This is a genomic window from Enorma sp. (assembly GCF_982429025.1).
On the sequence record NZ_CEWCAA010000012.1, the window covers coordinates 18,643 to 43,091 of the forward strand.

Below are 24,449 nucleotides of genomic sequence, written 5' to 3' on the forward strand. Positions count from 1 at the left end.
GCATTTAGGCGGCGTTTTCCGGAGCGCTTTGGCGCGCGATGATCTCGGCCGTGATCTTCACCGCGTCCTCGATGCATCCCGGGCAGCTACGGAGCGGTCCGTGCTCGCATCCCGCACCCTTCAGCTCACAGCAGATGGTGGAGCCGTTTTTTGCGCCGAAGCGCTCGACGAGCTCCCGGGTTAGTTCGTACGTGCGCTTCTTCGTGGTTCCAGAAAGCGCCGTGCCCCCGCTGCTCACCTGGCCGAGCGCCATGACGCCGCCCGAGATGGCGCCGCAGGTCTCCGTATGGCCTCCCATGCCGCCGCCGAACCCCTCGGAAAGCACGTAGCAGGCTTCCGCGTCCGCGCCGATCTCTGGGGCGAGCGCGCATGCGACCGCCTGGGCGCAGTTGTAGCCGAGCTCGGCGCGCAGCGCGACCGCGCGGGCGGCAAGCTCGTCAGACCGGGTTGTGAGGTCGCAGGAGGGCATGGGGTTCCTTTCTCTCGGGCGCCTGCAAGCGTTCGCTGCTGGGTGCGAGCGTGCGGAGTCGGGCGCTGGCTTTCGCCCTCATGATAGCGCTGCCCCGCCGGAGCGCGCCTGCTGACTCTCTGTAAAAACTAGATGCAGGCATACGCGGGAGCGCGAAGGCGAGTAAGCTTATGAACGTATGCGCGGCGCCCAGCGGCGTTTCGCGCCCATCGAAACGAACGTGCAAAGGAGCTTCATATGGCAGAGCATCTCGGCACCACCTGCGTCCAGGGCGGCTATCGTCCCGGTGATGCGGAACCGCGCCAGGTCCCCATCTATCAGTCGACGACATGGAAATACGATACGTCCGAGCATATGGGGCGGCTCTTCGACCTCGACGAGTCGGGCTATTTCTACACGCGCCTGCAAAACCCCACGAACGACGCCGTGGCGGCGAAGATCTGCGAGCTCGAGGGCGGTACCGCCGCCATGCTTACGAGCTCCGGTCAGGCTGCCAACTTCTTTGCGCTCTTCAACATCGTCGGTGCGGGCGACCATGTGGTGGCAAGCTCCGCCATCTATGGAGGCACGTACAACCTTATCGCCCACACCATGGGGCGCATGGGCATCGAGAGCACGTTCGTCTCGCCCGATTGCACCGATGAGGAGCTCGAGGCGGCGTTCCGCCCCAACACGAAGGCGGTGTTCGGGGAGACCGTTGCCAACCCCGCGCTCGACGTGCTCGATATCGAGCGCTTCGCCTCGGCTGCCCATGCCCATGGCGTGCCGCTCATCGTGGACAACACCTTCCCGACGCCCGTGCTCTGCCGCCCCTTCGAGTGGGGGGCCGATATCGTGACGCACTCCACCACCAAGTACATGGACGGCCACGGAGCTGCGGTGGGCGGTGCCATCGTGGACTCCGGCAACTTTGACTGGGAGGCGGATGCGGACAAGTTCCCCTGCCTCACCACGCCGGACGAGACGTATCACGGGGTCGTCTACACCCAGAAGTTCGGCCAGGGCGCGGCGTACATCACGAAGGCGACCTCCCAGCTCATGCGCGACCTGGGTTGCATCCAGAGCCCGCAGAACGCCTTCTTGCTCAACCTCGGCCTCGAGAGCCTGCACGTTCGCATGCCGCAGCATGTGAAGAACGGCCAGGCCATGGCGGAGTTCCTTCATGATCATCCCAAGGTTCGCTTCGTGAAGTATCCGGGCCTCCCCGACGACCCGCGGCATGAGCTCGCCCAGAAATATCTGCCGAATGGCTGCTGCGGTGTGGTGAGCTTCGGCTTTACCGGTGGCCGAGCGGCGGCGGAACAGTTCATGAAGAGCCTCCATGTGGCGCAGATCGCGACGCACGTGGCCGATGCCCGCACCTGCGTGCTGCACCCGGCCAACGCCACCCATCGCCAGATGACGGATGAGGAGCTCGCCGCTGCGGGCATCGCACCCGATATGGTGCGCCTATCTTGCGGCATCGAGGATACCGACGACCTGATCGCCGATGTGGCTCAGGCCCTTGACGCGCTGCAGTAGCGCCGCTTGATACTTGGGGAAGGGGGCGCGGTGCGCACGGAGACGTTGACCTACCCGAGTTCAGATGGGCGCTCGACCGTTCGGGCGCTTGTCTGGGCGCCCGCGTCTTCTGGCAGCGCCGCGCCGCGAGGCGTGGTGCAGCTCGTGCACGGCATGTCCGAGCACGTCGAGCGCTATGCACCCTTTGCCGAGGCGCTCTGCGCGGCGGGATACCTCGTCTGCGCGAACGACCATGTGGGTCATGGGCGCACCGCCGCCGCTGCTTGCGACCTCGGCCACATTCCGCTCGCAGACGGCGTGGACATCCTGCTTGCCGATGTCCACGCCCTGCGTAGCCGCGTCATCGGGCGCCTGCATGCGCAGGGCGTTTCTGCCCGCATTCCGTACGTCTTCTTTGGCCACTCGCTCGGGAGCTTTATTGTTCGCGTGTACCTCACCCAGCACGCCGAGGGCGTCTCTGCGGCCGTCATCTGTGGAACGGGCCAGCAGCCGCCGGCGCTCGCCCGGGCGGGCAACGCGCTCTGCCGTGTGCTTGCGTGCCTGCGGGGCGAGCATTTCAAAAGCCGCCTTATCCACGAGCTCGTGGTGGGTGCATATGGCCGAGCGATCAAGGGCGCCCGTACGCCGTATGACTGGCTCTCGACCGATCCTGCGGTGGTTGAGGCGTACCGGAGCGACCCGCTCTGCGGCCAGATGTTTACCGTGGGCGGCTACGCGGCGGTGACGGAGCTTGCTGCAACATCGCAGCAGCGCAACCTCGCCTGCAGGATTCCGCGCGGGCTGCCGCTCCTTTTCATCGCGGGCTCGAACGATCCGGTGGGGGATTGCGGGCGCGGCGTGCGCGCGGCCGTAAAGCAGTACCGCGATCTTGGCATGGCCCATGTGGATGAGATGATCTACCAGGGCATGCGCCATGAGGTTCTCAACGAGCCCGGCCGCGCGCAGGTCTATCGTGACGTGCTCGCGTGGTTCGATGCCGTGCTGGGCAATGCCGACGGCTCGCGATGATCCCCGAGCGCGCATCGGTGCGCCATAGGCCACTACGCGTGTTCGCCGCCTCGCGTACGGCATGCGGTAGGATGGATGTACTCGAGCGTACCAAGGGCAAGGAGGCGCCATGAAGGAGCTGGAGGAGCGTATTCGCCGCGACGGCATCATCAAGGACGGTGATGTTCTCAAGGTTGATGCGTTCTTGAACCACCAATGCGATGTCGAGCTCTTCGACGCCATGGGCGCCGAGTGGGCACAGCGCTTCATGGGGGTTCCTGTAAACAAGATCTTGACCATCGAGGCCTCGGGTATAGGCATCGCGTGCGTTGCGGCGCGCCACTTTGGGAACGTGCCGGTGGTGTTCGCCAAGAAGGCGCAGTCAATCAATCTTGATGGCGAGCAGTACGCAACATCGATCTACTCCTTCACCAAGCAGCGCGAGTTTCCCGTTATCGTGGGGAAGCGCTTCCTCGGGCCCAAGGACCGTGTGCTCATTCTCGATGACTTTCTTGCCAACGGCAAAGCGCTCGAGGGTCTGCTTGAAATCTGCGAGCTCGCAGGGGCTCAGGTGCAGGGCATTGGCATCGCGATCGAGAAGGCGTTTCAGGGCGGGGGAGACCGCCTGCGCGCCCGCGGCTACCGTGTCGAATCGCTCGCGCGCGTGGGGTCGATGGATGCCGGTGCCGGAACGATAGAGTTCCTTCCCGCATAAGATGGCATTCTTGGCACGTTGATCGCGGAGGGTGCCGTCTAGAGCGGCCGCAGCACTGTGAGCTCTCCGGGGAGAAGGTCGACCGTCATGCTGCGAGCGCGTATGCGTTCCCCGTCGGCTTGGATGGGGTAGTCGTCGCGCTCGAATGCGAGTTCGAGATGCCGGGCGGTGGCGGTGTGGATGAGGGGCGAGCTCAGGTGATGGCCGTTCTTCGCGCGCAGAAGCAGGGCGAGTGCATGCGCGCGGGTGGCCTTGCCGCTGGCATAGCAAAGATCGAAGCGTCCGTCTGCAGGGTCTGCCTCAGGGCAGATGAGGAAGCCCGAGCCATAGGTGGGCCCTAGCTGTATGGCCATGAGGAACGTACGTAGCTCCTGGGCTGCTCCTCCGTCGATGGACACGCGGACGGGGTAGGACTTGAAGGAACGAAGGAAAACGCCTGCGCCGCTCATGAGGTAGAGCGGTGCCCCGGTGAGCGCCACCGTGGCTCGCAGGTCGACGGTACCGATCGCGACCGCCGCGTCGAGTCCGAAAGAGAGCGTCTGGACGAAGTATTCGGTCACCGTATCGTTGGCGGTGCCTGTGATTTCTCCCGCAGGTAGGATGTCCGACGGTATGGGTGCTGGTGAGCTTTCGGCTGGGTTGGGGGTGCAATGCCGCCCCACTCGCCCGCGACCATGGGGTTTGGTGCTCCCGTTTCCCGTTGCCGGAACGTAGGTTACGCGTCCCACGTCGAGGGAGACGCGCTCGCATGTGAGAAGGCGAGCGAAATCCTTTCCGCCATAATCGTCGAGGCCGAGCGTTCGTGCGAAATCGTTGCCCGAGCCCACAGGCACCACGCCGAGCGCAGGCCGATGCTCTACGCCGATGCGCATGATGCCGTTTGCGACCTCGTGCACCACGCCGTCACCGCCGAGGGCGAGCACCGAGTCGTAGTCCCGTGCCGCTTCGGCAAGCTCGACGGCATGGCCCATGTGTTCGGTATACACGAGCTCGAACGAGGCGTTGTCGTGGTGGTAGAGCGCGAGAAAACGCTGCAGCTGGCCAGCGATGCGCTTTCCCGCGCCAGATTGCGCGACGGGGTTGGCGATGATGAGCGTGCGGCCGAGCGCCGCTCCCGGCGCGTTCCGACGGTTGCTGTCGTGTTCGCTCATGGTGCTCCTTAGCCGCGCGGTAGGCGGTCTCGGGGTTGGTTGCATTCACAGTATACGTCCGAGCGACTCATGTACACCGCGTGCGTTCCTTGGGGGAGCGCGAACCGGGCGTTGCCCAGATGAAGAGAAACCTCTATAATGCTTGCTCTGGACGTCGGGACGTGGCGCAGTCTGGTAGCGCGCGTGCTTTGGGAGCACGATGCCGCAGGTTCGAATCCTGTCGTCCCGACCATATCGCGGGCGTAGTTCAATGGTAGAACCCCAGCCTTCCAAGCTGATGACGCGGGTTCGATTCCCGTCGCCCGCTCCAGTAATCGCTCGAACCCGGCATCTTTTTGGTGCCGGGCTCGTTTTTTCGTCGCCTTCGTGGATTCTTGATGAACGGCGTGCGGCCTTTGTTTCCTGCTTTGCTTTCGTTGCTGTACGAAAAGTAGAAGGGCGCCCGGTTCGTGTCGGTGCTGAGCGTGTTGCGGACACGTTACGATTCAGCGCATTGACCGTACGGCAACCCAGTTGAAGTACAATTCCTGCGGCCACAACGTTGCCGTTGCTTCCAACGGTAGCGAGGGAAACACATCGATAGGAGAATCGCATGAGCTATACCCAGCGTGTGATCGACGAGCTGCGCGAGCGCTATGCCGACCAGCCCGAGTTTCTGCAGGCTGCGATCGAGGTGCTCGAGACCATCGAGCCTGCCGTCGAGGCGCATCCCGAGTTCGAGGAGGCGAGCCTGCTTGACCGCTTGGTCGAGCCCGAGCGCGTCATCATGTTCCGCGTACCGTGGGTCGATGATGCGGGCAAGGTGCAGGTCAACCGCGGCTATCGCGTCGAGTTCAACTCTGCGATCGGGCCCTACAAGGGCGGTCTGCGCTTCAACCCAACGGTGACCGTCGGCATGCTTAAATTCCTGGGCTTCGAGCAGATTTTCAAGAACGCGCTCACCACGCTGCCCATGGGTGGCGGCAAGGGCGGTTCGGATTTCGACCCCAAGGGTAAATCCAACCGCGAGATCATGGCGTTCTGCCAGTCCTTCATGACCGAGCTTTTCCGCCACATCGGTCCCAACACCGACGTTCCTGCTGGCGACCTTGGCGTGGGCGGTCGCGAGATCGGTTACCTGTTCGGGCAGTACAAGCGCCTTCGCAACGAGTGGTCGGGCGTGCTGACCGGCAAGGGCCTGACGTTCGGCGGCTCGCTTGCGCGCACCGAGGCCACGGGTTACGGCCTGGTCTACTTCGTGGATGAGTATCTGAAGAGCCAGGGTGATTCGTTTGAGGGCAAGAGCGTTGTCGTTCATGGTTCTGGCAACGTCGCCATCTATGCAATCCAGAAGGTCGCCCAGCTTGGTGGCAAGACCATTGCATGCTCCGATACCAAGGGCTGGGTCGAGGATCCCGAGGGCATCGACTACAAGGTGCTCGAAGACATCTACAACGCCAAGCGTTCCGGCCATGATCAGGGTGTGAGCCTTGCCATGTACATCGACCAGCGCCCTGGTGCCACCTGGCACGAGGGAGACGGTCGCGGCGTATGGCAGCTCCCGTGCGACGTCGCTCTGCCGTGCGCTCGCGAGAACACCCTGACGCTCGAGGACGCTCAGGCGCTCGTGGCGAATGGCTGCAAGGTTGTGGGCGAGGGCGCCAATATGCCCACCACGCCGGATGCGACCATCTACCTCATGGAGCACGGCGTTGCCTTCATGCCCGGTAAGGCAGCGAACGCCGGCGGCGTGCTCGTGTCTGGCCTCGAGATGAGCCAGAACGCAGAGCATCTTTCTTGGACGTTCGACGAGGTCGATGGCAAGCTCGAGGAGCTCATGCGCGGTATGTTCCACAACGTGGACGACACGGCACGTGAATACGGCCATGAGGGCAACTTCGTGATGGGCGCCAACATCGCCGGATTCATGAAGGTTGCCGATGCCATGATGGCTCAGGGCGTGTGCTAAAGGTCTAGGTTTTCGACACGCTTTTCGTTTCGGCTGGCATCTCGAAAGGGGTGCCAGCCTTTTTCTTCGGCACCTCGCATCCGGGGAGGCAAAGCGAGCAGCGGTTATGACGGACATGCCCCAATCTGGGCCTCGCGTCGTATAATGGGCCATGCGTTCGCTCGTTTGCCTGCTCCGATCGCGCTCGGTTCGGCACAGAGGAAGGTAGCTATGCGAAAAGATATCGCCTCGATCGTTATCGGAGTTGCCGCGATGGCCGTCTCCTTTTGCCCGTTCATTCCGATCCAGCTCATCGGTGCCGTTGCCGCCGTTGTCGGATTCCGGCTCGCGCGGGAGGCGCGGCGAGAGGACTATCGGCGCGACCTGACGTGCTCCATCGGAACGGTGGCGTCCATCGCCGGAGTGGTCCTGTGCCTTCTTACGCCCGTCGTCTATCTCGTTGGGCAAATCATCTTGCTCGCCGCGGGCTAAGGGCGCTATAGTAATTAGCGGCGACAAACATACGCGTTCGAAAGCTCGAACCGCTTCGACGTTGTAACCGGCGGCACGCTCAGGCCGCCTTGTCTCGTTTTCGAGGGAGCGTATGTCGTCATCATCGAAGAAATCCATTGCCGCACCGAAATCCATGACCGCATCGAATGCGCCCGCCGCACGCGGCAAAGCGGCGCCCACGAAGTCGCCCGCGCGGCCCGCGCGCGATTCCTCGTTCGAATCCCGGCTCGCGCGCCACCATGATGAGCTTCGCTGGCTCTACATGGAGCTTTACGACAACGGCGACATGTTTGCTGAGCTCATCGACCGTATGCGACGCTTCTCGGACGAGCGCTCAGAAGCGCTCCGGAAGCTCGATATCGCGCGCGAACAGGAGGGCGCATGGTACCGGAGCCAGGACATGCTCGGCATGCAGATGTATATCGACAACTTCGCCGGCACCATCAAGGGCGTCGAGGAAAAGCTTCCCTATCTCGAGCGCTGTCATGTGAACTACATCCACCTCATGCCGTTCCTCGATACCCCGTCCGACAAAAGCCGTTCCGATGGCGGCTATGCGGTAAAGGATTTCCGCCGCGTGCAGCCTGGACTCGGCACGATGGACGAGCTTGCGCACCTCGCCTCCGCCTGTCATGAACGGGGCATGAGCCTGTGCATGGACTTCGTGATGAACCATACGTCCGAAGAGCACGAATGGGCCCGCCGCGCGCGGGCGGGCGAGGGCGAGTACATGAGCAGGTACTTCTTCGAATCCAATCAAGAGGTGATCGACCAGTACTCTCGCGATGTGCCGCAGGTGTTCCCCACCACGGCGCCGGGTCACTGGACCTATCTGCCCGAGCTTGGGCAATGCGTCATGACGCAGTTCTACCCGTACCAATGGGACCTCAACTACAGGAACCCCCGCGTCTTCAACGAGATGATGTACAACTTCCTGTATCTGGCGAATCAGGGCATCGATATCATGCGCCTCGATGCGGTTCCTTATATCTGGAAGCAGCTTGGCACCAACTGCCGCAACCTTCCGCAGGTCCATACGCTCGTGCGCATGATGCGTATGATCGGAGAGGTCGTGTGCCCCGGGGTTGCGTTGTTGGGCGAGGTCGTGATGGCTCCCGTCGAGGTTGTTCCGTACTTCGGTACCGTTGAAAAGCCTGAGTGCCACATGCTGTACAACGTGACGACCATGGCGACTACCTGGCATACCGTAGCCACAGAAGATACGCGCCTCCTGCGCCAGCAGCTCGATACGGTCTGCACCCTGCCCAAGGAGTACACCTTCCTTAACTACCTGCGCTGTCACGACGACATAGGGTGGGGCCTCGATTACCAGACGCTTAGAGGTTGGGGCCAAGAGGAGGTGCCGCATAAGCGGTACCTGAACGACTGCTTCTTGGGCAACATCCCCGGAAGCCCGAGCCGTGGGGCGCTCTACAACGCCGATCCGGTTACGGGAGACGCGCGCTTCTGCGCCACGACGGCTTCCATGTGCGGCATCGAGGCCGCGGGCTTCGAGGGTAATGCCGAGGCTATGGAAGTTGCCGTGCGCAAGGACCTCATGCTCCACGCCTATATGTTCACGCAATCGGGTTTGCCGATCATCTACAGCGGAGACGAGGTCGGCCAGGTTAACGACTATGCTTATCGGGACGATCCCGAGAAAGCGGATGATTCGCGCTATATCCATCGCGGACAGTTTTCGTGGGAGCTGGTTGCGAACATCGAGCAGGCGGGAACGGTTCAGAGCCAAATCTTCGCCGGGCTCGACGAGCTCGAACGCATCCGGCGCGAGGACCCCGTCTTCGGGTCTGAGGCAGCATGGTATCCGAAGGACTATAGCGACCCGGCTGTCCTTTGGATCGTGCGCGAGCGCGGCGAGGAAACGCTTCATGCCGTGTTCAACTTCAGTGGTTCGAGCAAGACCATCTGGATGCCCGAGCGCGCGCGGTATAGGAACCTCATATCCGGCGAACAGGCGGAGCTCGAGACATTCGAGCTTCCCGCCTGGGAGTTTGCCTGGTACGAGCGCCAGTAGGCAGCACGCAGCGGGGGCGAGAGGTCTTCTCTCGCCCCGCCATGTGAAATCAGGACAGAGGGAATTTTGCAAATCAGGACAGAGGGAATTTCACCTTAGCGAACGGTGTGCTGCTGGCGCCAGGTGCGCGGGGATGTGCCGTAGGTGTTGCGGAACGCCCGCGAGAAGTGCAGCTGGTTCGGATAGCCCACGGAGCGCCCGACCTCCCCGATGGAAAGCGATGAGAGCTTAAGGAGCTCGCACGCCTTTTCCATGCGGTATCCGATGAGGAACTGCTGCGGCGACACGCCCATGCCCTCTTTGAAGACCTTGCCGAAGTAGCTTCGATTGAGCCCGATATACCGGGCGATGTCTTCGATGCTCACATCTGCCTGGTAGTTCTTCTCGATAAAGGAAAGGGCGCTGTCGATATAGAAGCCATGCAGCCTGGTGGTTTGAGGGATACGATGCGACTCTGCGGACCGCAAGAATGCGTCGAAGAAGAGGTATGTGCATCCCACGAGATATAGGGGCGAGTCGTTTCTGTGCTCGAGTATGCGTCTCATGGCGCCGAGCATCTCGTCGCGAGCCGCTGGGTCGGCCATTCGATAGATGGGGCTCGTAGGGGAGAACCCGATGTGGTCGAGCGAAGCTTTTACATGCGAGCCGTCAAATTCAATCCAGATATATTCCCAGGGGTCGATGAGATCGGCGACGTAGGTCGTGGTCTGCCCGGGGAAAATGAGGAACCCTTCACCGGATTTGATGTCATAGAATGCCTGGCTCCCCGATTCGTTGATTGCGGTAAGCGAGCCGGATCCCTGGATGATGTAATGAAAGAGATAGTGACTCCGGCGCGCGGGACCGAAGGCGTGGCCGGGTACGCATACTTCGCGTCCGTACTGATACGGGACGAGATCGGTAAAAATACCGCCTTCAAACGTCGAGAACTCGACTTCATGTGCTCTCACGGTCTCGCCTCCTGGCTCACGGTCTTGCTTAGTAACATATCATAATGCTATACAGTGCGTATTATGATATATAATATCGCAATATAAACTGTTTTTTGGTATACGGACTTATATTGAGATACTCCATCCCCATCATAGACGGTTTTATCTCGATAGGATAGATAACCTGCGGCAATTCTTCGCGCCAAATCTTTCTGCTATGCCGTTCACGTAATTATAGCTACCACTTAACGAAAACTTAGCATATTGTCAACAATTCATTAGCGCGATATACCTGCGAAAACAATAAATTTGTATGTAAATATACCTAAATACATGGATTTCTAGCAAAAAGATATTTTTTATCATGCTGCATGGAACGCTTTGTCTGTCGCCATGTACAAAGCAAGGACTTGCGATGGAAGGGGTCGCTCGATGGCTGGACTTTCGCTCGAACACATTGGCAAGACGTACCCAAATGGCTTTGAGGGGGTGAAGGACTTCAATCTCGAGATCGAGGACAAGGAGTTTATCATCTTCGTCGGTCCGTCGGGCTGCGGCAAATCCACTACGCTGCGCATGATTGCCGGCCTGGAAGACATCACCTCCGGCACGCTGAAGATTGATGGCAGGGTCGTGAACGACGTTGAGCCGGCCGACCGAGACATCGCCATGGTCTTCCAGACCTACGCGCTTTACCCGCATATGACGGTCTACGACAACATGGCGTTCCCGTTGAAGCTCCGCAAGGTCCCGCAGGCCGACATCGACAAGGCCGTGCACGAGGCCGCGCGCATCCTTGACCTCGAGAAGCTTCTCGACCGCAAGCCGTCTGCGCTTTCCGGCGGCCAGCGCCAGCGCGTCGCCATGGGCCGCGCCATCGTGCGTCGCCCCAAGGTCTACCTCATGGACGAGCCGCTCTCCAATCTCGATGCGAAGCTCCGCGTGCAGATGCGCGCCGAGATCTCGAAGCTGCATGATCGCCTGGGTGCCACGATCATCTACGTCACGCACGACCAGACCGAGGCCATGACGCTCGGCACCCGCATCGTCGTGATGAAGGACGGCGTGATGCAGCAGGTCGATACCCCGTCCAAGCTGTATAGCGAGCCCTGCAACCTGTTCGTGGCCGGCTTCATCGGCTCCCCGCAGATGAACTTCATCGACGCCACGGTGGTCGAGAAAGACGGCGCGGTGGCCCTTGCCTTTGGATCGAACGCTGTCACCCTGCCCGATGCCAAGGCGGCGGCGCTCAAGCCGTACGCGGGCAAGGTCGTCGTCATGGGCATCCGCCCCGAGGACGTGGTGGAGGAGCACGAGTACGCCGAGGGCAAGGCGCTCTCCGAACAGATTGACGCGACGGTGACCGTCTACGAGCTCCTGGGCTCCGAGGCCATGATCTACGGCGACGTGGACGGCGGCCAGATCTCTGCCCATATCTCGGCGAGCAACCCCGTCCGCACCGGCAACCGCATCAAGGTCGCCTTCGATATCGATAAGCTGCACGTGTTCGACAAGGACACCGAGCTCGCCATCGTTCACTAGCATTCGGGAGGAGGGCAAAGCATGCTTACCAAGCCAATTTCGCGCCGCTCGCTCCTGGGGCTCTCGGCTGCGGGGGCGGCGTCGCTCATGCTCGGCGGCTGTTCCGAGACACGCTCGGACGGCAAGACCGAGGTTGAATTCGTCTCGTACAAGCGCGAGGCGGTCAGCATCTTCGAGGCGCTCATGGCGGAGTTCAACGAGTCGAACGACCATATCTACCTCAACTTCACCAGCCCCAACGATGCCGTGACCATCATGAAGACGCGCTTCGTGCGCGAGGACTACCCCGACGTGGTGGCCATCGGCGGCGACGCCTCGTACGCCGACTTCGTGGACTCGAACATCCTAGCCGACATGACCGAGTATCCGGGCATGGCGCAGGTGCAGCAGGCCTATCAGGACATCATGAAGAGCGTCACCTACGTGCCCATGGACGGCATCTACGGCGTGCCCTACATCGCCAACGCCGCGGGCATGCTCTACAACAAGGACATGTTCGCCGAGAAGGGCTGGGACATCCCCGAGACCTGGGACGAGTTCATCGCGCTGTGCGAAGAGATCAAGGCGGAGGGCGAGGTGCTGCCGCTGTATCTCGGATTCCTCGATACGTGGACCATCCTCTCGCCGTGGAACTCCATCTTGGTCGACCTGGTGCCGCAAGACCATATCCGCAAGGTGAACGCTGGCGAGGCGAAGTTCGCCGACTACTATCGCGAGCCCGCTGAGAAGCTCTACCAGCTGCTGCAGTATGGTGAGGAAGGCCCGTTCGCCTACAGCTATGAGGACGCCTGCACCGCGTTCGCGCGCGGCCAGAGCGCCATGTTCCCCTGCGGCTCGTTCGCGGTTCCCCAGATCCTCTCGGCCAACCCCGACATGAACGTGGGCCTCTTCGCCATGCCCGCCGCCGACGATCCCGAGGACCGTCTCGTCGTTTCCGGCGTGGACCTATGCTGGAACATGACGGTGGCGAACGAGGATCACCGCGAGCTGGTCTATGAGGTCATCGACTTCTTGAACGAGCCCGACAACCTCCAGACCTATTGCGACGACCAGAAGGCCATCCCCTGCATCGAGGGCGATTTCACACTCGACCCGCTCTTCGACGACATCCAGGAGTTCCTCGATGCGGGCAAGGTCATCGACTATCCCGACCACTCGTATCCCTCCGGCATGGCGTGCGACGCACGGCTCCAGGCCTTCCTCATGGACGGCGACGTGGACGCGTTCCTGGAGAACTGGGACTCGCTGTGGCAGCGCTACAACAAGACGGTCATCCGCAAGGTGCAGGAAGCCGCGCAGGAGTAAGGGGGTATACACATGGCTCAAACCGCAAAGGCCAAGATCGGGTCGGCGCGCAATCGCACGTTCATGGCGATTCTCATCCCCGTCTTGGTGATCTTCGTTCTCTTCAATACGATCCCGCTCATCACGGGCTTCTTCTACAGCTTCACGGACTCCAAGGGCTATGGCTCGTTCAGCATCGTGGGCATCCAGAACTACATCGACCTGTTCACCGATTCGCGCGTGCTCAACTCGTATCTCTTCACGTTCAAGGTCGCTGTCGTTGCCACGATCCTCACGAACGTGATCAGCCTGACGCTCGCGATAGGCCTCTCGAGCAAGATCAAGTTCAAGAGCGCGCTCCGCGGCGTGTACTTCGTGCCCCGCATTCTCGGCGGCCTGGTCGTGGGCTACGTCTTCAGCTACTTCTTCACCTACATCCTGCCGGCCCTCACCGGTACCGCCTCGATGCTCGCGAGCACCGAGTGGGCCTGGGTCGCGATCGTGGTCGTGCTGGTGTGGCAGGCGTGCGCGCAGACGACCATCATCTACATCACCGGGCTTTCCTCCGTTCCCGAGGACGTCTACGAGGCCGGCGCGCTCGATGGCGCGACGGGCTGGGACAAGTTCCGCTACATCACGTTCCCGCTCATCATGCCCTCCATCACCACCAACATGGTGCTCGTCATGAAGGACATGCTCATGGTGTTCGACCAGATCGTGTCCATGACCTCCGGCGGCCCGGCGCAGTCCACCGAGTCCATCTCGTACCTTATCTACCAGAACGGTCTCAACAACAGCCAGTTCGGGTTCCAGTGCGCCAACGCGGTGATCTTCTTCATCCTCATCGCTGTGGTCTCGATCCTGCAGACCAAGTTCTTGAACAGTAAGGAGGAGCAGCTCTAATGGCAAAGGCAAAAGTCAAGGAGCGGGTCAACTGGCCTGTGACCATCCTGCTCATCGTGGGTCTCATCACCATCGTCTTCCCGCTGTACATGGCGGTCGTCATCGCGTTCAAGGATCCGTCCGAGATGACCAACGACATCGCGGGCATCCTGTCGCTGCCGAGCACGTGGAGCCTCGACAACTTCATCGAGGCCATGCGGGTCACCGACTTCTTCCGGTCGTTCATGAACTCGCTCATCATCACGGTTGCGGCCGTGGTCGTGTCGATTCTCGTGCACAGCCTCGCGGCATACGCCATCGGGCGCAACATGGATCGCAAGAAGATCTTCAAGGTTTCCTACTACTTCATCATCGCCGGCATGTACGTGCCGTTCGCGATCCTCATGATGCCGCTCGTCAAGCAGACCGCCGTGATGCACCTCGACAACATGGTGGGCGTCATGGTGCTCTACGTGGTCTTCTACATGCCCATGAACATGATGCTCTACACGGGCTACCTGCGTAACGTCCCCGTGGCGCTCGAGGAGGCCGCGCGCGTGGACGGCGCGAGCACCTGGACGACGTACTGGAAGATCATCTTCCCGCTCATGAAGCCCATGCATGCGACCGTCGCCGTCATCACCGGCCTGGCCGTGTGGAACGACGTCATGACCCCGCTCGTCATCATGGGCGGCTCGGGCGTGAACACCCTGCCGCTCGCGCAGATGAACTTCCAGACCGCGTTCGCCACCAACTACAACCTCGCGTTCGCCTCGTACCTGCTCGCCATGCTCCCCATGATCATCTTCTACATCGTGGCGCAGAAGCAGATCATCGGCGGCGTCACCAACGGTGCCGTGAAGTAGCGCTTACAGATTCGCTCGCTTCATGCAGCGCGCCCGCAGCTCCGAGAAGCTGCGGGCGCGCTTTGCGTTGGGCAGAAAAAACCGGGCTGCAAGCCATATGGATAGCGGCTTGCAGCCCGGGGTCGAGCGCGCCTGTGCTATGCCTGCCGGCGCGCGGCGTATCGTCTGCGTCTCTAGGCGCAGGCGATCCAAGCGGAAGCGTCTTGGGGGAGCTTGCCGTCGACAAGCTCAGCGGAGGCGATGATCACTTCTCCTGCGGGCAGTGCTGCAGGCGCCGCTCCGAAGTTCGTCATGCTCACGAGTGTGCGGCCGTCGGCAAGCGGGCGCTGGTAGGCAACCACGTCGCCTGCGTTGGCCTCGTCCCACGCGAGCGATGTATCGCCCGTGGGCACGATCAGCGCGCGACGAAGCGCGAGTGCGGCGCGGTAGAAGCTGAGCATCGAAGCCTCGTCGCCCTCTTCGACGTCGACGGCGAACTGGGCGAACCACGCCGGTTGCGGAAGGTGCGGGGCGGCGTGGTCGGCAGGGCCGGAGAAGCCGAAGTCGCCTGTCGCATCGAGCGATGTCCACGGGAGCGGAACGCGGCACCCGTCGCGGCCCTTGATGGCGTCACCGTGGGCGGTCATCTGCGCCTGAGGGTCCTCGAGCGCCCCCCACGGGATATCGGCGACCTCAAAGAGGCCGAGCTCCTCGCCCTGATAGAGATAGACCGATCCAGGGAGCCCGAGCTCCATGAGGAGCGCCGCGCGAGAGCGCCGGGTGCCCGCCTCGCGGTCCTCGTAGTAGGTCGTGCCGTCGCGCAGCAGCCAGTCGGTTGCAATCTGGTGGTGGGTGCTCGAAGGCACCTGCGGAAGGGCGAACCGGGTTGCGTGGCGCGGGACATCGTGATTGGAAAGGACCCATGTGGTCGTTGACTTCGAGCGCTCGGCAGCATCGAGGCCCTCCTCGATGGCGAGCCGGAAGTCGGCGGCGAACCAGTTCTTCTTGGCGAATTCGAAGTTGAAGACCTGGCCAAGCTCATCGGTGGAGGCGTACATCCACTGATGCTCGGGTGCCACCCATGCTTCGCCGACTGCAAAGCGCGCCGGCTCGTACTCGTTGAACACCTGGCGCCACTCGCGGTAGATGTCGTGGACCTCCGGGCGATCCCAGAGCGGGTTCTCGTCGTCGCTGCCGCTCTGCGCGAGGCTCGATTGGCCGGGGTCGTCGGGCCAGTCTTCAAGCGGGCGGCTGTCGATGTCCTTGGCAAGAGCATGGGCCACATCGATGCGGAAGCCGTCGGCGCCGCGGTCGCTCCAGAAGCGCAGGGTGGTTTTGAAGTCCTCGTGGACCTCGGGGTTCTTCCAGTTGAGGTCGGCCTGCTCTACAGCGAAGAGGTGCAGATACCACTCGCCGTCGCCAACCGGCTCCCATGCAGGGCCGCCGAAGGTTGACTTCCAACCGTTGGGGGGCAGCTCCCCGTGCTCGCCCCGGCCCGGACGGAAGATATAGCGGTCGCGCTCCGGAGAGCCGGGGCCCGCTGCGAGCGCCGCGCGGAACCATTCGTGCTCGGTGGACGTATGGTTGGGCACGATGTCCACGATCACCTTCATGCCGGCGGCGTGGGCGGCTTCAGCCATCTTGTCGAAGTCTTCGAGCGTGCCCAGGCGCGGGTCCACGTCGCGGTAGTTCGCCACATCGTATCCGCCATCGATAAGGGGAGACGGGTAGAACGGCGAGAGCCAGATGGCATCGACGCCAAGCGCGGCCAGGTAATCGATCTTTGCCGTGACGCCTGCGATGTCGCCTAGGCCGTCCCCGTTGGCGTCGTAGAAGCTGCGCGGGTACACCTGGTACACTACCGCCTGCTTCCACCAATCAGCATGTGCGTTGGTCATGAAAAGCTCCTTTCAACCGTTGGGCGCACGCCCCAGCTAACCCAGATGCCAGATCTCGTCGTTGTATTCGCGAATCGTTCGGTCCGACGAGAAGAAACCTGATGTCGCGATGTTCACGAGCATCTTGCGCCCCCATGCCGCTCGGTCTTCGTAGTCGGCGAGGCAGCGCTCCTTGGTGGCCGCGTAGTCCCGAGCATCGAGCAGGGCCATGAAGTAGTCCTTCGCCACGAAGTCTCTGTACACGCGAGCGAGTGCGGCGGCATTGCCGCATGCGAGAAGCTCGGGCGAGACGATGAAGTCGATCGCCTCGGCCATCTCGGAATCGTGTTGCCAGAGGTCCCATGGGTGGTAGCCATCCGTCTCGTAGAGCTTGATGACCTCTTCTGACGAGCGACCGAAGAGATAGATGTTCTCTGCGCCCACGAGGTTGGCGATCTCGACGTTCGCGCCGTCGAGCGTGCCGAGCGTCACGGCGCCGTTTGCCATGAACTTCATGTTCGAGGTGCCGCTGGCCTCCTTCGACGCGAGCGAGATCTGCTCGGAGATGTCTGCGGCGGGAATGAGGTGCTCGGCCGCGGTGACGTTGTAGTTCTCGACCATCACAAGGCGCAGCCAGGGCGAGACCGCGGGGTCGCGCTCGATGAGGCGCGAGAGTGCGAGGAGGAGCGCGATGGTGTCTTTGGCGAGCTCGTAGGCGGGTGCGGCCTTCGCGGCGAAGATCATGGTGACGGGGCGCGTGGGAACGTTTCCACGTTTGATGCGCAGATACTTCCAGATGGCGTAGAGGGCGTTCATCTGCTGGCGCTTGTACTGGTGCATGCGCTTGATCTGGATATCGAAGACGGATTCGGGATCGACCTTGATGCCCTGCGTCCGCTGCAGCCAGGATGCGAGCGCGCGCTTGTTGTGCTGCTTGATCGCTTCGAGCTCGCCGGTAAGCGCGTCGGCATCGGCTACCGAGAGCAGGCCGCTCAGCCGCTGGGCGTCAGTTACCCAGCCATCGCCGATTCGCTCGGTGATGCAGCGGGCGAGTGCGGGGTTGGCGTCGAGGAGCCAACGCCTGAAGGTGATGCCGTTGGTCTTGTTGGAGAACTTATCGGGGTAGAGCTCTGCGAAGGGGCGCATCTCGGAGCTCGTGAGGATATGGGTGTGGAGCGCCGCCACGCCGTTCACCGCATGGCAGAAGTGAACGTCCATATGGGCCATGTGCACGCAGTCGCTCGAATCGATGACGGCAACGCGCTCGTCGTTGCTGCGGGATCGGGCGCGCTCATCGAGCTTGCGGATGATGGGCACGATGCCGGGGGCCACTTGCTCGATGAAGCGCATGGGCCATGTTTCGAGCGCCTCGGCGAGAATGGTGTGGTTCGTGTAGGCGCAGGTGCGCTCGACCACATCGGCCGCCTGGTCGAATGGCATGCCGTCTTCCATGAGGAGCCTGATCATCTCGGGGATGACCATCGAGGGGTGCGTGTCGTTGATGTGGATTGCCACGTAGCGGTCAAGCTCTGAAGGCTGGTGCCCGCGCTCCGCAAGCTCACTCAATATGAGCTGCGCCCCCGCCGAGACCATGAAGTACTGCTGGTATACGCGCAAAAGACGCCCTTCCTCGGTGGAATCGTCGGGGTAGAGGAACGAGGTGAGCTGATGCGCCACATCGGATGCATCGAACGCGATGCCGTTTTCGGGTGCGGGCGCAGGGTCGATGACATCGAAGAGATGCAGGCGGTTGCACACGCCGTTCTTGTAGCCGGGAATCTGGATGTCGAACATACGGGCCGAAAGGTCGCCCGAGCCGAAGGGCACCGTGAACGAGGAGCCCGTCTCGATGAGCCAGGAATCCGGCTCAATCCAGGGATTCGGCTTCTCGAGCTGCACGCCCTGCGAAAGGTCCTGGCGGAAGAGGCCGAAGTGGTAGTTGAGCCCCACGCCGTCGCCGGGAAGGCCCAGCGAGGCGATGGAGTCGAGAAAACATGCCGCTAGGCGCCCCAGCCCGCCGTTGCCGAGCGAGGGCTCGGGCTCGCGGTCCTCGACCTCGGCGAGTGAGGTCCCGTGCTCGGCGAGTATGCGCTCGGCATCGTCGAGCAAGCCGAGGTTCTGCAGGTTTGCCCGGAGGAGCCTGCCGATGAGGAACTCGGCGGAGAAGTAGTAGAGCTTTCGGTCGCCCTGCGCCGGTTGCTGCTTGAGCTCGACGTCGCGGGTAACGCGCAGAAGCGCGCAAAACAGCTGTTCCGGGCTTGCTTGGTCGAGGTTCGTCCCCATGGCGTCGAGCGTGCTTGCCAGGCTGGTTTCGAGGTCCATGTTAGTCCTCCTTGCTCGTGGGTTCTGCGGCGCCGTTCGCGGCGGTTGCCACGCGCGCCTCATCGGCTGGAATGCGGTGGTAGAGGTGAAGTTGGTGGCGCAGGCGCGCTGCGAGCGATCTGCTCGCAAAGCCGGGACGCGCCCGCCAAGTCCAATTGCCTCCAAGGGTTGAAGGAGTGTTGATGCGCGCCTCGCTGCCGAGTTCCAGCACGTCTTGCATCTGCACGACGGCGAGTTCCGAGGCGCTCGCCCAGATGCCGCGCATCATGCCCCAGCCCTCGCCCTCGCGGTCGTCGAGACGGAGGTACTCGCGTGCCGTGCGGGTATCGGGCGCGGGTGCGTTGGCGAGCCATCCGAGCGCGGTGTCGTTATCGTGGGTGCCAACGTAGGCCACGCTGTTTTCGGGATACGCGAACGGAAGATAGGTGTCGTCTCCGGCCTCGGAATCGCGCGTGTCGAAGGCGAATTCGAGCACCTTCATGCCGGGGAACCCGGTGTCGTCGAGGAGTTGGCGCACCGACGGGGTGAGGTATCCCAGGTCTTCTGCCACGATGCTCACATCGCCCACGGCAAGCCTCAGCGCTTGGAAGAGCGCCTTGCCCGGGCCTTTCCGCCAGCGTCCTCCCGCAGCGGTTGCCGCCCCGGTGGGGATGGCGAAATAGGAGTCGAAGCCGCGGAAATGGTCGATGCGCAGGATGTCGTAGAGGCGCAGCTGGAACGAGATCCGGTCGATCCACCAAGCGTAGCCCTCCGCTTTCATACGGTCCCATGCGAAGAGCGGGTTCCCCCAGATCTGCCCGATGGCCGAGAACCCGTCGGGGGGAACGCCGGCGATCTCGGTGGGGCGCAGCTCTTCGTCGAGCTGGAACTGCTCGGGGTGCGCCCAGACGTCCGCACTGTCGAGGGCTACATAGAAGGGGAGGTCTCCCATGATGCGGATGCCTGCGGTCCTGGCGTAGATGCGCAGGCTCTCCCACTGGCGGAAGAACAGGCACTGGACCGCCTGCCAGAATCGCACGCGGTCGGCGAGCTCCATGCGCGCGCGAGCGAGCTCGACGGGCTGGCGATGACGGAGCGCTGCCTCCCAGGTGTTCCACGAGGCGCCGCCATGGGCTTCCTTGAGGGCCATGAAGAGGGCATAGCCATCCAGCCAGGAGGCCTCGCGCTTGCAGAAGGCGCAGAACTCGTCGGGGTGCATGCTGGTAAGCCGCCGCGCTGCGCAGGCGAGCACATCGAATCGCGCCTCGTACAGCGCGCCGTAGTCCACGCGGTCGGCCTGGGAGCTCCAGGTGCGGCCGGCGTACTCCGCGCGGTCGAGAAGCCCCTCGGCGGCGAGGTCGTCGAGGTCGATGAGGTAGGGGTTGCCCGCATACGTGGAAAACGATTGGTAGGGCGAATCGCCGAAGCTCGTGGGCACGATGGGCAGAACCTGCCAGACCGATACGCCTGCCTCGGCGAGGAAGTCGATGAACGAGCGCGCTTCTGCTCCCATGGTGCCCACGCCCCATGGCGAGGGAAGCGCGGTGATGGGCATGAGGATTCCGGCTTTTCTCATGAGGACGGTTCCCTTCTCCTAGCGGTGCGGCCGGTGCGTATCGCGAGCGGCGGCAAGAAGGTCCGCGACGCCGCTGGTGTTGGGCGCGCCCACGCTCTCCTGCTCGAGGATGTTGAAGGGGGCAAGTTCGTGCAGGGCTTGCGCGGGCCCCTGCATGCCCTGGAGGAGCAGGTCCACGCTGCGGTCTGCGAGGGCATCGGTATCCTGCCGCACGGTGGTGATGCGAGGGACGGAGTAGCGCGAGAGCGCGGTGCCGTCGAAGCCCATGATGGAGAGGGTGTCGGGAACGCTGCCCCCTCGGTCGTAGATGGAGCGAATGGCGCCAAAGGCGATGACGTCTCCAAGCGCGAGGACGGCGGTAAGGTCCGGGGAGCGCCAGAGAAGCCTTCCGATGGCGCGGTATCCCGCCTCTTCGGTGAAGTCGCAGGGCTCATAATCCTGGTCGCGGCTGAAGACGATGCCGTGGGCCATGAGCGCGCTCTCCGCGCCCTCGAGACGGCGTCCGCCGATCTGTTCCGGGGAGCGCGTGCCGCCGAGGATGCCGATGCGGCGGTGGCCGGCGGCATGGAGGTAATCGATCGCGCGCGCGGCGGCTGCCTCGTTATCGATCGTAACGCTCGAGAGCTTCTCGAAGCCCAGGCCCTCTGCGGTGTTGGTGATGAGCACGCTCGGAACCGTAATCTGGCCGAAGGCCTCGCGGAAGTAGGTGCGCTCGCCACCAAGGAACAGCATCGCCTTGGGATGGCGCGTCTGCTGGTAGCCGATGGCGAACTGGACCTCGTTGGCATCGTCTTCCAGGTGCGTGACGGCTACCTCTTCGCCCAGGGCCCAGAATCGCGCCTGGATGCGGGCGAGGATGTCGCCGAAGAGCCGGTTGCTCGTTCCCATGACGAAGACGGCGACAGGGGAGGGCGAGCGCATCTTGAGGTAGCGCGCGTTGGTGTTGGGCTCGTACCCGCAGGCGTCCATCACGGCGAGGATGCGCTCGCGTGCTTGGTCGCTCACGTTGGATTGGCCGTTGATGACGCGCGAGACCGTGCTGACGCCGTAGCCGGCACGCTTCGCGATGTCCCTGATGTTCATGCCCCTCCTTATACCTGTGATATGGAAACGGTTCCATAAATCTGTACTATAGGCTAAATAACGTTGGTAGATAGTTCATGGAAACGGTTCCATAACTTAGTCACAGTTTCATCACATATCGAGTGACGGGGCTGGATTGCCGCGCTGCGACCCGCGGTTTTCCGCACGTTGTCAAGCGCTGCCCTCGCGCTGCACGCTGCGACCCGCTCGATTCTGCCTCACTGAATGCTGCGCTCCGAGAGGCGCCAAGCTATTTCGCATGCCACGCCCTGCCCAACATCGCCTCTCGCCGGACGCCGGGCCCTCCGAGCCGCACCTCGCCGAACGCTGGGCCGCGCCAGCCCGATAAGTTTGCTAAGCTTGTGTTGGTTCACTCTGCGATTTATTGCGAGGTATGCGCGTTTATAATGCAACGGGCAGGGTTTTGCCTGCTTGACCGAGGTGTCGTTCGGGTGGCGGCTGCGGCTGCTTCCCCTTGGGCGCCCACACCGCGTGAGCATCAACTAAAGGGGAGGTATCATGCCGATCGTCGTTGACGAAGAGACAAAGATCTTCACCATCAATACCAAGAACTCGACGTACCAGATGCAGGCCGATTCGTACGGCTTTTTGCTGCATCTGTATTACGGGGCACGCACGGACGGCTATATGGCCTATTTGGTGACCTACGCCGACCGGAGCGGAATGTGCGGCTGCCCCTACGATGTTCACGACCGCACGTACTCGCTCGACGTGCTGCCCCAGGAGTACCCCTTCCAAGGCGCGGGAGACATGAGGAGCCCCTTGCTGGTCGTTCGCGACGACCACGGCGCGTTCGGCTGCGACCTTCGCTACCGCGATTACGAGATTCGGCCCGGCAAGTACGACCTTCCCGGGCTTCCCGCGGTCTATAGCGAGGATGAGTCGGATGGAGCTGAGACGCTCGTCATCCGCCTTGCCGACGAGCGCGTGGGCATTACCGTTGAGTTGCTATACGGCGTCCTCCCCGAGATAGACATCATCACGCGCGCCGCGATCATCAAGAACGAAGGCACCGGCGTCGTAACGGTCGACCGTGCCCAGACGGCATGCCTCGACTTCGTGCACGGCGAGTACGACGTGATCTCCTTCTATGGGCGCCATGCCATGGAGCGCACCCCGGATCGCCACCATGTTGGCCATGGGACCTTCTCGGTGGGAAGTCGTCGCGGCATGTCTTCCAACCAGTACAGCCCGGTGATGGTGCTCTGCGATGAGCGGGCAACGGAATCTACGGGTCGTGCTTGGGGCATGAACTTCGTCTATAGCGGTGGGTTCGAGGCCGAGGTCACCTGCGAGCAGTACAACCAGACGCGCATGCAGATGGGCCTTTCCGACGATCGGTTCTCCTATCCGCTTGCTCCGGGCGAGCAGCTGGTCGCGCCCGAGGTCATCATGACCTATTCGAATGCGGGCATCGAGCGCGTCTCCCAAAACTTCCACCGCTGCATCCGCAAGCACGTATGCCGCGGCATGTGGCGCGACCGTCCGCGTCCGGTGCTGCTCAACAGCTGGGAGGCCTTCTATTTCGATTTCACGGGCGAGAGCCTGGTACGCCTCGCCGAACAGGCCGCAAGCCTGGGTATCGAGATGCTCGTCATGGACGACGGCTGGTTCTCCACGCGGCGCGATGATTTCCGGGCGCTCGGCGACTGGACGGTGAATGAGGGGAAGCTCGGCGGCACCCTGAAGGAACTCGTTGACCGCGTGAACGCCCTGGGGCTCAAGTTCGGCATCTGGGTGGAGCCGGAGATGGTGAGCGAGGACAGCGAGCTCTACCGCGAACATCCCGACTGGGTGCTTGCGGTGCCGGGGAAGGGCCCCGTGCTCGGTCGCGATCAGCTCGTGCTCGACCTCTCGCGCGAGGAGGTGCGCGACAACCTCTATGCGCAGCTTTGCGCCGTGCTCGATCAGGCCAACATCGAGTACGTGAAGTGGGATTACAACCGCAGCATCGTGGACACCTATTCCCGCGCATCGAACGATCAGGGCAAGGTGCTCTACGACTACATGCTCGGCCTGTACGACCTGCTCGAGCGTCTCGTCCAGCGCTATCCCCGGATTCTCTTCGAGGGTTGCTCTGCGGGCGGTGGCCGGTTCGATGCGGGCATGCTCTACTACACGCCGCAGATCTGGACGAGTGACAACACCGATGCCATCAATCGCCTGACCATCCAGTACGGCACCTCGTTCGGGTTCCCGGCGTCTGCCATGGGCGCGCACGTCTCGGCATGCCCCAACGAGGTCAACGGGCGCGAGACGCCCATCACGACGCGCGGCATCGTTGCCATGCAGGGGGGCGGCTTCGGCTACGAGCTCGATCTGCTCAAGCTGCCCGAGCGCGCCTGCGAGCACATCCGCAATCAGGTGAAGCGCTATCACGAGGTCGAGGACCTGGTGCGCGAGGGCCTGTTCTACCGTCTGAGCTCACCGCTTACGGATGCCGTGTGCGCGTGGGAGTACGTTGCCGAGGACGGGTCACGTGCCGTGGTGAGCGCAGTGCTGCTCTCGGTTAACGGGTACGGCGTAGCGAACTATGTCGTTCCGCGCGGCCTCACCCCGGGAGCGCTCTATCGGAATCTGGACACGGGCGTGGTCTATCCGGCCGACGCTCTCATGGATGCTGGATTCCCCTTGCCGGTGGGGCTCGACGCGAATGCTGCGGTGATGTATCGCTTCGAGCGTGTCGACGCCTAGCAGGGGGTGGTCGCGCGCCGTCTGCCTGCGGGCTGTTCGAGCGCGCTAATCGGTGGGGGCGCTGCCGCCGGTGGTGCCGGACCGCGAAACGAGT

Annotated in this window: 18 protein-coding genes and 2 tRNA genes; 13 read left to right on the plus strand and 7 right to left on the minus strand. The window is 62.6% G+C overall.

Features of this window, described 5'->3' with window-relative positions; all coding sequences use genetic code 11:
- Positions 1-4: 4 nt before the first annotated feature.
- Positions 5-469, minus strand: a complete 465-nt coding sequence (locus AC1VS5_RS03550; protein WP_329739694.1) for a C-GCAxxG-C-C family protein — start codon at positions 467-469, stop codon at positions 5-7.
- Positions 470-706: 237 nt separating this feature from the next.
- Between AC1VS5_RS03550 and AC1VS5_RS03555 the strand changes: the two genes are divergently transcribed.
- The 3 genes from AC1VS5_RS03555 to AC1VS5_RS03565 all read left to right on the plus strand — a co-directional run bounded on the left by AC1VS5_RS03555 (position 707) and on the right by AC1VS5_RS03565 (position 3,692).
- Positions 707-1,990, plus strand: a complete 1,284-nt coding sequence (locus AC1VS5_RS03555) for an O-acetylhomoserine aminocarboxypropyltransferase/cysteine synthase family protein (RefSeq protein WP_481217711.1) — start codon at positions 707-709, stop codon at positions 1,988-1,990.
- A 30-nt stretch (positions 1,991-2,020) separates the two neighbouring features.
- Positions 2,021-2,998, plus strand: a complete 978-nt coding sequence (locus AC1VS5_RS03560) for an alpha/beta fold hydrolase (RefSeq protein WP_481217712.1) — start codon at positions 2,021-2,023, stop codon at positions 2,996-2,998.
- Between the two features lie 109 nt (positions 2,999-3,107).
- On the plus strand, positions 3,108-3,692 hold the full coding sequence (locus tag AC1VS5_RS03565) for a xanthine phosphoribosyltransferase (RefSeq protein ID WP_276765361.1): 585 nt from the start codon (positions 3,108-3,110) through the stop codon (positions 3,690-3,692).
- 38 nt (positions 3,693-3,730) lie between these two features.
- Here AC1VS5_RS03565 and AC1VS5_RS03570 read toward each other — a convergent pair whose 3' ends face one another.
- Complete coding sequence (locus AC1VS5_RS03570; RefSeq protein WP_481217713.1) at positions 3,731-4,843, minus strand: diacylglycerol/lipid kinase family protein; 1,113 nt, start codon at positions 4,841-4,843, stop codon at positions 3,731-3,733.
- A 155-nt stretch (positions 4,844-4,998) separates the two neighbouring features.
- On the opposite strand from AC1VS5_RS03570, the gene AC1VS5_RS03575 reads away from it, so the two are divergent.
- The 5 genes from AC1VS5_RS03575 to AC1VS5_RS03595 all read left to right on the plus strand — a co-directional run bounded on the left by AC1VS5_RS03575 (position 4,999) and on the right by AC1VS5_RS03595 (position 9,318).
- Positions 4,999-5,075: transfer RNA gene (locus tag AC1VS5_RS03575), tRNA-Pro, on the plus strand.
- Positions 5,076-5,079: 4 nt separating this feature from the next.
- Positions 5,080-5,153 (plus strand) — tRNA-Gly (locus AC1VS5_RS03580).
- Between the two features lie 282 nt (positions 5,154-5,435).
- Positions 5,436-6,791 carry an NADP-specific glutamate dehydrogenase gene (gene gdhA, locus AC1VS5_RS03585; protein WP_481217714.1) on the plus strand — a complete coding sequence of 452 codons (1,356 nt, stop codon included), beginning with the start codon at positions 5,436-5,438 and terminating at the stop codon, positions 6,789-6,791.
- Positions 6,792-7,001: 210 nt separating this feature from the next.
- On the plus strand, positions 7,002-7,262 hold the full coding sequence (locus AC1VS5_RS03590; protein ID WP_144688144.1) for a hypothetical protein: 261 nt from the start codon (positions 7,002-7,004) through the stop codon (positions 7,260-7,262).
- Between the two features lie 112 nt (positions 7,263-7,374).
- A complete protein-coding gene (locus AC1VS5_RS03595; protein WP_481217715.1) occupies positions 7,375-9,318 on the plus strand; it encodes an amylosucrase in 1,944 nt (647 codons plus the stop codon).
- A gap of 95 nt (positions 9,319-9,413) precedes the next feature.
- Here AC1VS5_RS03595 and AC1VS5_RS03600 read toward each other — a convergent pair whose 3' ends face one another.
- Positions 9,414-10,268, minus strand: coding sequence for an AraC family transcriptional regulator (locus tag AC1VS5_RS03600; RefSeq protein WP_022350052.1), 855 nt, complete (start codon positions 10,266-10,268; stop codon positions 9,414-9,416).
- A 414-nt stretch (positions 10,269-10,682) separates the two neighbouring features.
- Here AC1VS5_RS03600 and AC1VS5_RS03605 point away from each other — a divergent pair, with 414 nt between their 5' ends.
- The 4 genes from AC1VS5_RS03605 to AC1VS5_RS03620 are packed head-to-tail and all read left to right on the plus strand — an operon-like array spanning position 10,683 to position 14,824.
- Positions 10,683-11,792: an ABC transporter ATP-binding protein gene (locus tag AC1VS5_RS03605; RefSeq protein WP_481217716.1), complete on the plus strand. Its 1,110-nt coding sequence runs from the start codon at positions 10,683-10,685 to the stop codon at positions 11,790-11,792.
- A gap of 21 nt (positions 11,793-11,813) precedes the next feature.
- The gene (locus AC1VS5_RS03610; protein WP_087185666.1) at positions 11,814-13,097 is read left to right on the plus strand and encodes an ABC transporter substrate-binding protein; all 1,284 of its coding nucleotides are present in this window, start codon (positions 11,814-11,816) and stop codon (positions 13,095-13,097) included.
- A gap of 12 nt (positions 13,098-13,109) precedes the next feature.
- Positions 13,110-13,979: a carbohydrate ABC transporter permease gene (locus tag AC1VS5_RS03615; RefSeq protein ID WP_481217717.1), complete on the plus strand. Its 870-nt coding sequence runs from the start codon at positions 13,110-13,112 to the stop codon at positions 13,977-13,979.
- Positions 13,979-14,824, plus strand: a complete 846-nt coding sequence (locus AC1VS5_RS03620; RefSeq protein WP_019128197.1) for a carbohydrate ABC transporter permease — start codon at positions 13,979-13,981, stop codon at positions 14,822-14,824. Before AC1VS5_RS03615 ends, AC1VS5_RS03620 begins: the two co-directional genes overlap by 1 nt.
- 173 nt (positions 14,825-14,997) lie before the next feature.
- On the opposite strand, the gene AC1VS5_RS03625 is transcribed toward AC1VS5_RS03620, so the two are convergent.
- From AC1VS5_RS03625 to AC1VS5_RS03640, 4 genes are read right to left on the minus strand one after another with little or no spacing between them, the layout of a single operon-like run.
- Positions 14,998-16,701 carry a glycoside hydrolase family 13 protein gene (locus tag AC1VS5_RS03625; protein ID WP_481217718.1) on the minus strand — a complete coding sequence of 568 codons (1,704 nt, stop codon included), beginning with the start codon at positions 16,699-16,701 and terminating at the stop codon, positions 14,998-15,000.
- 36 nt (positions 16,702-16,737) lie between these two features.
- The gene (locus tag AC1VS5_RS03630; RefSeq protein WP_481217719.1) at positions 16,738-19,002 is read right to left on the minus strand and encodes a glycogen/starch/alpha-glucan phosphorylase; all 2,265 of its coding nucleotides are present in this window, start codon (positions 19,000-19,002) and stop codon (positions 16,738-16,740) included.
- A gap of 1 nt (position 19,003) precedes the next feature.
- Positions 19,004-20,557 carry a 4-alpha-glucanotransferase gene (malQ, locus tag AC1VS5_RS03635; RefSeq protein ID WP_481217720.1) on the minus strand — a complete coding sequence of 518 codons (1,554 nt, stop codon included), beginning with the start codon at positions 20,555-20,557 and terminating at the stop codon, positions 19,004-19,006.
- A gap of 18 nt (positions 20,558-20,575) precedes the next feature.
- Complete coding sequence (locus tag AC1VS5_RS03640) at positions 20,576-21,640, minus strand: LacI family DNA-binding transcriptional regulator (RefSeq protein WP_481217721.1); 1,065 nt, start codon at positions 21,638-21,640, stop codon at positions 20,576-20,578.
- Between the two features lie 519 nt (positions 21,641-22,159).
- Between AC1VS5_RS03640 and AC1VS5_RS03645 the strand changes: the two genes are divergently transcribed.
- Entirely contained in the window at positions 22,160-24,355 is a 2,196-nt protein-coding gene (locus AC1VS5_RS03645) for an alpha-galactosidase (RefSeq protein ID WP_481217722.1), read from the plus strand.
- Positions 24,356-24,449: the final 94 nt, after the last annotated feature.